The sequence below is a fragment of the Mycobacterium lehmannii genome (assembly GCF_002245535.1).
Taxonomy (GTDB): Bacteria; Actinomycetota; Actinomycetes; order Mycobacteriales; family Mycobacteriaceae; genus Mycobacterium; species Mycobacterium lehmannii.
In genome coordinates this window covers 189,135-197,730 of the sequence record NZ_NKCN01000008.1, presented here as the reverse complement: position 1 = coordinate 197,730, position 8,596 = coordinate 189,135, and the positions used below count along the sequence as shown (strand labels likewise).

Genomic DNA, 8,596 nt, shown 5'->3' with positions numbered 1-8,596 from the left:
CTACACAGCTACCTCGACGACGTCCCTCCGACCGAGTTCGAGGCCACGTTCTACGATGCCCAACGGAGCGACCAGCCCCTGGTCGCAATCCAATAGATCGAGCCTCCGGCAGAACCAGGGCGGTTCAGTCCAGCACGCTGCGCGACCTGGTGATCGGATCAGGGCTCGAGTTCGAGGACCGTGGTGCGCATCGACTCAAAGGCGTGCCCGGGGAATGGCGGCTGTCCGCAGTCGCATCCGCGTAAGAACGTTAGAACGGCGGCGGGTCGTCGTCGTCTGGTGGTCGCGGTCGGGACGGAAAATAGTCCTCACCACAGGCGGTTTCGGACCCCGCACCCTGTTTCCGCGCGTGTGCGCGTTGCTCTGCTTCGGCTTGCAGGACGGCCTCGTTGTGTTGGCGTTCGTCGGTGATGGCTTTGTCGCGGGCTTGGGTGCGGGTTTGTTTGCGGCGCGGTATTTTCAGGGTGCGCGCCTGGTCGGCGACGCTGTCGTGCTCGGTGTCGAGGGTGTGGTCGATGACCGCCGGTGCGGTGGGTCGGCACAGTTGGGGAAACAGCAGTCGGCTGCCGGGGTGGGTGGTGTAGGTCTGTCCCTCGCGTGAGGTCCACTCGATTCGGCCGTCGGGGTATTGCTTGTCGCGCCAGCCGGCGAAGGTTTTCAACAAGTGATGTTGGCGGCACAAACATTTGAGGTTGGCGGCCTGGGTGGGCCCGGCGGGATAGGCCACGGTGTGGTCGATATCGCACTCGGTGGCCGCCACGTCACAGCCGGGGAACCGACACGTCATGTCGCGGCAGCGCACGAACCACGCCAACTTGGCTGAAGGGCGGTAGCGCGGTTCGGGGCCCGCCTGCCCGGGATGGACCACGGGTTGGAGGGTCGCGGTGGCGGCCAGCTTGCTGGCCAACAGTGGGGCCGGTATCAGGCCCTTACCCATCAGGTAGCCCGGATCGGTCGCAGCCGGCCCGGCCGGCGGCTGCTCTTGGCTGGCGAGCACATGCCCGTCCAACTGAGCCGGGGTGTCATCGCCCAGCGACTCCTCGCGGGCGATCAGGTGGATGAGCACCGCGCTGGCGGTGGGCGCCGCCGCGTCGCAGTCAGCTCGCCCGCACGCGCACGCCAGGCGGTCAGCGCCGTGGCCGATGGCGCCCAGGGCGTCAGAGCGGCGTTGTTCGGCGGTGCGCGGGTCGTGGGCACACACCGCGGCGGCCATGGCCTCCAGGCGTGTGTCCAGGGCCTCGGCGTCGGTGGCCAACAGGATGCCATCGATGGTGGCGGTGCCTGATCCGTCGGCGGGGTCGTGGATGTCGACGTGGCGTCCGCGCGCGGCGTATTCGGTGCGCCGTACCGCGGCGGGGTCATAGCGGTCCACGCAGGTGTCGATGGCGGTGTGCAGCTTCTCAGTCGACAGGGTGCCCCACCCGTTGAGGTGGGTGGCCAGGTCGGTGTCGAGTTTGGCCAGGGCGGCCGCATCGCGCACCAAGCGGCTGCGATGGGCCACTGCGGCCACCGTGCGGTAGGTGATGGCCCCGGTGGCGAACACCTCGGCCACACGCGGAAGGCGCCGGCGTAGGTCGTCGGCGAGCAGCAGCTGGTGGGAGGCCACCCCCAAAGAGACGCCTTGGGCGGCGGCGACCTCGGCGGCCGCAATCGTCCAGTTGTCGATGCACCACTGTTCGCGATCCACCGCCCCTGCCTCACTGATCAGGCGCTCGAGCACCTCGGCGGCCGCGGCCAGCCGGAGCGCGCAGGCGGCGTTTTCCACCCGCGCCCACACCCCGATCGCACCCGCACCCCGGGCGCCATCGGCCGCTGCCACCAACTCATCGAACACATTTCGAAACTATCGACCCGCACGTCACGCAAACAGCGGTCATGCCCCATCTGTGGATGAATCTCGACTTGGGGATAACCCGCCCATCGGCAACTGGACGCTTGTGGATAACGTGCCGATCGAGTCGAAGGCTTGCCCGATCGGCCCCCACACGTTGAAGTGGGGACGTCGACGACGAAAGGATGGGACGTGACAGACCGGCGCCGAGACAACGTGCTGATCGTTCACTGGCACGACCTCGGCCGCTATCTCGGCGCGTACGGTCACCTCGACGTGTCGAGTCCTCGTCTCGACGAATTCGCCGCCGAAGGCATTCTGTTCACCCGCGCGCACGCGACTGCGCCGCTCTGCTCGCCATCGCGGGGTTCCTTGTTCACCGGCCGCTACCCCCAGAGCAACGGTCTCGTCGGCCTTGCCCACCACGGATGGGAATACCGCGCGGGTGTCCGTACACTGCCGCAGATTCTGTCCGAATCAGGTTGGCATACCGCCTTGTTCGGTATGCAACACGAAACCTCATACCCTGCCAAGCTCGGCTTCGATGAGTTCGACGTCTCGAACTCATACTGTGAATACGTTATCGGACAGGCGACGCGGTGGCTCACCGACCCGCCGGATAAGCCGTTCCTGTTGACAGCGGGCTTCTTCGAGACGCATCGACCGTACCCGCGCGACAGGTATGAACCAGCCGATGCCAGAACCGTCGACGTCCCCGAGTATCTGCCCGACACCCGCGGAAGTCCGACAGGATCTCGCCGAGTTCTACGGGTCGATCACGGTGGCCGACGCTGCGGTCGGCCGACTGCTCGACACCCTTGAAGCGACCGGCCTCGACCGCACCACATGGGTGGTGTTCATGACCGACCACGGCCCAGCACTCCCCCGCGCCAAGTCGACGCTGTACGACGCGGGCACCGGCATTGCGATGATGCTGCGCCCGCCACGCGACGCGAACATCCCGCCGAAGGTGTACGACGAGTTGTTCAGCGGTGTGGACCTGCTTCCCACACTGCTCGACCTCCTCAGTGTCGAGGTACCGGCCGATGTCGAGGGTCTCTCCCACAACGCCGGTCTACTGGCCTCCCCCGAGCCGCCTGTTCGCACCGAGGTGTACACCACGAAGACCTACCACGACTCATTCGACCCGATCCGCGCGATCCGCACCAAGGAATACAGCTACATCGAGAATTACGCGTCACGTCCGCTCCTCGACCTACCGTTGGATATCGCCGACAGCGCGCCCGGACGCATCATCGCGCCCCTCACCCGAGCGCAGCGACCACAACGAGAGCTCTACGACCTGCGCGCCGACCCCAACGAGTCGAACAACCTTCTAGTCCAAAACGTCTCGGCCGAAGCAAAGTCCGTCGCCGACGATCTCGCGCTACTGCTCAACGAATGGCGCGTGAAGACCAGCGACGTGATCCCCTCAGAGTTCGCGGGCTCCCGGATATCGGAGCGCTACACCGAAACGTATCTGCGTATCCAACGCCAGCCGAGCCGGTCCGCAATCGCGTCCGAACGCGGCGTCACGGTCGACCACAGCGACCAATGATTTCGCTCACCCTGAGCGAAAACGCATGTCGTGTCGGATCATTGCGGTCTGGGTAAGCTTCGCCCATGTCGGCTCCGACGGCCTATCTCGTCCTGGCCTCCCAACGCAGCGGCAGCACGCTGCTTGTGGAATCTCGCGCGCGACGGGTGTCGCCGGAGAGCCCGGCGAGTTCTTCCAGTACCTGCCCAGCACCAGCCAGTCGCCACAGCCCAGGCAGTGGTTCGACGGTGTGGCCGACGAGTCGATCCTGCGCCTCCTCGATCCGCTTGACGAGGGCAAGCCCGACCTCGCTCCACCGGAGATATGGCGCGACTACATCCGCACTGTCGGCCGCACCCCCAACGGCATCTGGGGCGGAAAGCTGATGTGGAATCAGACTCCGCTGCTGCTCGATCGGGCCAGCGGACTGTCCGACCGCTCCGGTACGGGCCTCTTGTCAGCCATCCACGATGTCATCGGTGGTGACCCGCTCCTCATTCATGTCTTCCGACCTGACGTTGTCTCACAGGCTGTTTCGTTCTGGCGGGCGGTGCAGACCCGGGTATGGCGTGGCCGACCCGACCCAGCGCGCGATGCGCGCGCCGAATACCACGCGGGAGCGATCGCCCACATCGTGACGATGTTGCGCGCCCAGGAGGAAGGTTGGCGCACTTGGTTCGACGAGGAAGGGATTGCTCCGATGGAGGTGGCGTATCCGGTGTTGTGGCGCAATCTTTCACAGATTGTCGGCGATGTCCTCGAAGCGCTCGGACAGGGCCGACGGCTCGCGCCCGAACCGGTCTTTGAACGACAGTCCGACCAGCGCTCCGACGCGTGGGTCGACCGGTACCGAGCGGACGCAGAGAAAGACGGGCTTCCCACATGAGGGACAACACCCTGCATCGTTGAGCCGCGAGAGACTCAGTTCACCTGGGCCACCACGAAAATACGCCGAAACGGGAAGAACGTCATACCGTCCTTCCGCCTCGGATACGCCGTGTCCAGCAGCGGGATCAACTCCGTGCGGAACTCCTCCCACTCGGCGTCGGTGAGCCTGCTGCGCACTGGGCGTAGTGCCGTTCCCTCGATCCAGTTCAGCACCGGATCCTCGCCGGTCAACACGTGTACGTAGGTGGTCTCCCACGCGTCGACCGTGCAACCGGCGTCGGCTAGCAGGTCTGCGTACTCGACCGGATCGTTCACCGGTGACTCCCGAAACGGGAAGTCGTTCAGTCGTTCTGCCCATCGGTAACGCCGGACGAGTTCTCCCACCGTGCGATGTGACGGTGCCTCGAAGTTCCCCGGTACCTGCATCGCGATCCACGACCTTGCCGGCAACTGTTCGGCCCACCTGACGAGTAAGCGTGGATGGTCGGGCACCCAGTGCAGGGTGGCATTGCTGATCACGACGTCGGTATCGGGTTTCGGCACCCAATCGCCGATGTCACCGACGTTCGCGTTGATTCCTCTGTCCCGCGCGGCCCGCACCATTTCCGGCGAGCTGTCTAACGCCTCTATCCGTGCCTGCGGCCAACGCTGGGCCAACGATGCCGTCAGATTGCCCGGCCCACAACCTAGATCCGCAACCCGCCGCGGGGCGTCGGCTGCGACCCGCGACAACAGGTCGAAGTATGGACGCCCGCGCTCGTCGGCGAACGCCAGATATGCGTCGGGGTTCCACATGCTGACAGTTTGACACCGCCCAATCGGGATACCATGCGGAAGTGAGCCAAACGGAGGCCAACCCGGTCGATCCGCCGATTCCCGTTCCCGATGTCCCCGGTGCAGATGCCAGCACAGGGCTGCCACGACGCGCCGACCTGACGCTGCGCCAGCGGTTCATCGTCGACTCGTCAGCCGTGGCCGATCTCGCATTGCGCACTGCAATCGCATCGCTGCTCGCGACGACGATGCTGCCGACGCTGGCCGGCGGCTTGAGCCGGTCTCAGTCACGCGCCGAACGCGAACAGCTGCAGTTCTACGCCGAACTGGCCTCGGCCAAGGATCCCGCGCAATCGTTTCCCGCGCCCACTTCGCCGCCCCGGGTCGCATCGCGAGCAGCCAACCCGCTGGCCGAATGGATCGCGAAGGGTCAGGTTCAGAACATCCGTTTCGACAGCAGCTTCGAGGCGATCAACCCTGACTTGCGCACCCAGTGCCGCGGATTCGAACGCAACAACGTCGTACACGCCCAGCACTGGCGACACGATGACGGGCCGCACCCCACCCTGTGCCTGATCCATGGATTCATGGGTTCGCCGTATCTGTTCAACGGCTTGTTCTTCTCACTGCCGTGGTTCTTCCGGTCGGGTTACGACGTCCTGCTGTACACGATGCCCTTTCACGGTCCGCGTGCCGAGAAGGGCTCCCCGTTCAGCGGCTACGGGTTCTTCGCCAACGGGTTCTCGGGCTTCGCCGAGGCGATGGCCCAGGCGGTGCACGACTTCCGTTCGGTCCTCGACTATCTGGAGTTCACCGGCGTCGACCGCATCGCGCTGACCGGCATGTCGCTCGGCGGGTACACGTCAGCGCTCATCGCAGCGGTCGACGACCGGATCCAGGCCGTGATCCCCAATGTCCCTGTCGTCGCCCCCGATCAGACGGTGGACGAATGGTTCCCCGCCAACAAAGTCGTGGGACTGCGCAACCTACTGACGGGCACCGACGCGGAACTCACCGGCGGCGCCACCCTGTTCTCCTCACCGCTGAACTACACCCCGCTGGTTCCCAAGGACCGCCGGTTGATCATCACGGGTCTCGGTGACCGGCTGGCGCCGCCGGAACAGGCCGAGATGCTGTGGGAGCACTGGGACCGCTGCGCGTTCCACTGGTTCCCGGGCAACCACATCCTGCATGTCAGCCAGCCTGACTACCTGCGCAGGATGACCCGCTTCATGAAGGGATTCATGTTCGACTGAGTTCGGCCTGATATCCGGCCAGCCAGTCGATCCGCGCCAGCAGATCGACGGCAACCGGCTTAGCCGGAACGTCCAGCCTGCCAACGGCCTTGGGATCCAACGCCCGGAGCAACGGTCCCTGGACTCCGCGATGCGGTGTCAGACCCGACACGGGCGCCCCGCGTACGGGATCGGGCGTGCGAAACGCACACACCGCCGCGACAGTCGGGTGCGCGGCCGAACCACTGAACTCGACGGCCGTCCATGTCTCAGACGATTGAGACCACACCTCGTCGAGGCGTTCACCCAACCGCTCGTCGACGGGAATCCCGTAGGCCGAGACGAATCCGCCTTCGTCTTGGACACCGCGCCACTTCTCGCGGCCCTTTCCGATCAACGGTGCATCCGCGTCGTCGACGGGCGCCGCATCGAGGCCCGCCTCCCGTAGGTGATCGGCGAGGCGACGGCCGGCGATCTCGGCAGTCTCGCGCAGCGGCAGCTCAGGTGAACGTGCCTGCAGAGCAACCAGATTCGACTCGGCGTCCAGGGTCATGCTGATCCACGTGGTACGAACACCAGCGGAATCGCGGTTCGTCACGCGAACCTTCTCGCCACGGACGCCGAACCTTTCGACGTAGCCCGCCACCAGTGGCAGCGGCACACCGAATCCCGACGGGTCGTCGACCCGCAACACCACCGTGGCCTGCTTCGGACTCTGCGGCCTCGGCTTGGAGTGGTTGCGGTGAAGTACCGCCAACCGCCGGCCGATCATGGTTGTGACGAACTGGCCCCGCCACCATGCGAACACGACGACGACCACGGCGAGCGCGATCCCGAAGATCCACCAATCCGTGGTCGTCTCCCACGGGTATGCCATTGCCGCCAGGACGACGGCCAACGACGCCAGCGCAATTCGAACGGTCACGATGCCTCCGCTTGGTTGTCTAGGTTCCTTCGCCGGTGGACCGCGACCGCGGCCGTGACGGCAGCGATCAGCGCCAGCACACCGGTTCCCACGAACGCGACCACCTTCGGGGTCTCGTCGGGGGCGGCCGGTCGCGGCGGTGCGGCGACGGGCTGGGGCTCCGGCTCACCGTTCCCGGCGACGGCCGCTGTCACATCCCACGTCAGCGCGGCGACCGGATCGACGAGTCCGGCACCGGTCAGGTTCGACGGTGCTCGCGCCGCACCCTGTGCACCGGCCGTGAGCCGGTCCCTGATCTGTTCGGCGGTCAGCTCGGGAAAACGACTGCGTACCAGGGCCGCAACGCCGGATACATATGCGGCCGCGAAACTCGTACCGTTCAGCGGATACAACCGGCCCCGCTCGTCGGGTAGCCCGTTGGCGAGTGCGCCGCCTTCGCCGTTACCCACCGAGACGATGTCCTGCCCGGGCGCGGCTATCCCCACCCACGGTCCCGCCATCGTGAAATCCGATGGACGCCCGGCGCTGTCGAGTGAACCGACCGAAAGCACATAGGGCTGCCAGGACGACGGTATCGACACCGACGTCACACCTGCCCAGTTACGAGGGTCCTCCGGGCGGCTGGGATCCGACAGCGGGTTGGACGGACATGCCGACCCCGGGTTCAACCCCATCTTGTTGTTGCCCGCGGCAGCGACGATCACCGCGTCCTTTTCCACGGCGGCGTAGCGCAGCGCGGCACCGAGTTCGTTCTGGTCGACGTTCTCCGTTGCGGGCAGACAGGTGACGGCGGAGATGTTGATGACTCTCGCACCCAGGTCAGCCGCGCGGACAACCGCACGGGCCAGGGTCGCCACGTCGAGTGCGACCTGTGCCGTCGCCGGATTCTCGCCGATCTCGCGCGGGGAGAACCGCGACGACGTCGACCGGATCGCGAGCACACGAGCACCTGGCGCCACCCCGGAGAATCCGTCGGCCCCCGGCTGTCCCGCGATCAGCCCTGCCACCAGCGTCCCGTGGCCATCGCAGTCACTGAGCCCATCGGTCGACTCGACGAAATCCCCGCCGGGTTCCACGTTCGGCAGCCGAGGTCCCGGCGTGACGCCGGTGTCGATGACCGCCACGAGTTGGCCGTCGCCGCGGCTGTACTCCCATGCGCCATCGAGGTTGAGCAACGTCTGATTGGAGCTCGGCACACCGGGGTCGCTACCGGGCAACACACCAGCGCTGACGCACGGCCCGCGTTGCGACTGCGGCTGCACGGGCCCGGCGGCGCCCGACGGAGGCCGCACAGCCGGATCCACCTGGGGTGGCGTCATCGCCTGCGCGACCGGAGAACTCACCGCCACGACGGCCATCGCCGCCGTGGCCGCGACCACAGTGCGCAACCGGTCGCGCATCACCGA

5 protein-coding genes and 2 pseudogenes are annotated in these 8,596 nt (G+C 66.3%); 3 read left to right on the top strand and 4 right to left on the bottom strand.

Annotated elements, in window-relative coordinates; translation table 11 throughout:
- Positions 1 to 250 precede the first annotated feature (250 nt).
- Positions 251 to 1,834 (bottom strand): HNH endonuclease signature motif containing protein, encoded by a 1,584-nt coding sequence (locus CEX87_RS11885; protein WP_094287253.1) that lies wholly within the window; start codon positions 1,832 to 1,834, stop codon positions 251 to 253.
- Positions 1,835 to 2,023: 189 nt separating this feature from the next.
- Here CEX87_RS11885 and CEX87_RS11880 point away from each other — a divergent pair.
- A pseudogene (locus tag CEX87_RS11880) lies at positions 2,024 to 3,389 on the top strand (sulfatase family protein).
- Between the two features lie 65 nt (positions 3,390 to 3,454).
- Positions 3,455 to 4,254, top strand: a pseudogene (gene stf0, locus CEX87_RS11875) (trehalose 2-sulfotransferase).
- Between the two features lie 35 nt (positions 4,255 to 4,289).
- Here stf0 and CEX87_RS11870 read toward each other — a convergent pair.
- Positions 4,290 to 5,051, bottom strand: a complete 762-nt coding sequence (locus CEX87_RS11870; RefSeq protein WP_094287251.1) for a trans-aconitate 2-methyltransferase — start codon at positions 5,049 to 5,051, stop codon at positions 4,290 to 4,292.
- A gap of 41 nt (positions 5,052 to 5,092) precedes the next feature.
- Here CEX87_RS11870 and CEX87_RS11865 point away from each other — a divergent pair, with 41 nt between their 5' ends.
- Positions 5,093 to 6,286 carry an alpha/beta hydrolase family protein gene (locus tag CEX87_RS11865; RefSeq protein ID WP_094287249.1) on the top strand — a complete coding sequence of 398 codons (1,194 nt, stop codon included), beginning with the start codon at positions 5,093 to 5,095 and terminating at the stop codon, positions 6,284 to 6,286.
- Here CEX87_RS11865 and eccE read toward each other — a convergent pair.
- Complete coding sequence (gene eccE, locus CEX87_RS11860) at positions 6,273 to 7,190, bottom strand: type VII secretion protein EccE (protein ID WP_094287247.1); 918 nt, start codon at positions 7,188 to 7,190, stop codon at positions 6,273 to 6,275. The two genes, CEX87_RS11865 and eccE, sit on opposite strands and share 14 nt — an antisense overlap.
- Positions 7,187 to 8,590, bottom strand: coding sequence for a type VII secretion-associated serine protease mycosin (gene mycP / locus CEX87_RS11855; protein WP_094287245.1), 1,404 nt, complete (start codon positions 8,588 to 8,590; stop codon positions 7,187 to 7,189). Before mycP ends, eccE begins: the two co-directional genes overlap by 4 nt.
- Positions 8,591 to 8,596 lie beyond the last annotated feature (6 nt).

Excerpts from the sequence above, each read along its gene's own strand:
- CEX87_RS11870 (WP_094287251.1), bottom strand. The coding sequence starts at position 5,051 with ATGTGGAACCCCGACGCATATCTGGCGTTCGCCGACGAGCGCGGGCGT.
- mycP (WP_094287245.1), bottom strand. The coding sequence starts at position 8,590 with ATGCGCGACCGGTTGCGCACTGTGGTCGCGGCCACGGCGGCGATGGCC.